Origin of the sequence: Alicyclobacillus shizuokensis NBRC 103103, from assembly GCF_001552255.1 — a bacterium.
Lineage (GTDB): Bacteria > Bacillota > Bacilli > Alicyclobacillales > Alicyclobacillaceae > Alicyclobacillus_G > Alicyclobacillus_G shizuokensis.
Window position 1 is genome coordinate 1 of sequence record NZ_BCQV01000134.1, and the last position, 843, is coordinate 843.

The 843-nt window shown below is 49.8% G+C and carries 2 protein-coding genes; one reads left to right on the forward strand and one right to left on the reverse strand.

What is annotated here, in order from left to right:
• Nucleotides 1–493: hypothetical protein (locus tag ASH01S_RS19430; RefSeq protein ID WP_245629158.1), on the forward strand; the 493-nt coding region annotated here is incomplete at its 5' end.
• A gap of 119 nt (nt 494–612) precedes the next feature.
• On the opposite strand, the gene ASH01S_RS19135 is transcribed toward ASH01S_RS19430, so the two are convergent.
• Nucleotides 613–843, reverse strand: a 231-nt coding sequence (locus ASH01S_RS19135; protein ID WP_217996368.1) for a hypothetical protein, incomplete at its 5' end; no start/stop codon positions are given.

Consider the following 843-nt stretch of genomic DNA (forward strand, 5'->3'; position numbering starts at 1 on the left):
AAAAAAGCTGGTGAACAATGCGGGTATTAAACATTGTCCTTTCACGTCACACTTGCTCCGAGGAGATGCCGTGGACTGGTTGAATAAATCTTCATGGGCTGCTGAAGACATGCATTTCGCTCCCAAGAGGAAAGTGAACAATCGAGGAAGCCAACGTAAACCCCACGTGATCGGCGCATTTCATAGCCCGAAAATGAACACGGTTGTTGAGTACGAATCGCTTGGCGAGTACCTGTTTCAGGTGATTCTCGAACTTGATTCGCAGGTTGTGCGTTACTACGTTCAACCTGTGGAAATCCCCATTCTCTTCGTGACTCCCAAGGGCGACGTCGCCATTGGATCCACGTTCCCGATGTGCTCGTCTTCCGGCAAGGTTCGATTCCTCATCTGTATCAGGTCAAAGAAGCGTCTGAAGACACCTCCGAAAGACTTGAACGGGTCAATGCGTGCTGTCTTCAATTCGCCAGAGAGCGGGGATGGGATTATAGCGTAATCCGCCCAAAGACCATTCCTGATGTCGTACAGAAGAATGCGAAGTTCCTCTTCGGCTTTTTACAGCCTAAACCCCATTTCGAACGTCTTCTGCCAGAAGTCGTGTCACGTCTCGCAATCTTACACTCCTCGTCCATTGCGGAACTCGCAAAAAGTTTTCGGCCGAAAGCCCACCCGGTGCAAGTCTTGCCAGTTATCTATCACCTGATTGCCGTCGGGGTATTTTCCGTGGATGTGCGAGAACGCATCGATGAATGGAGTGAAGTACGGTTTGTCCGTGAGAGAAGTACTGCAACGACCTTCTTGAACTGGGGTGAATCGCATGGGGCTTAACGAACTCAAAGTACATGT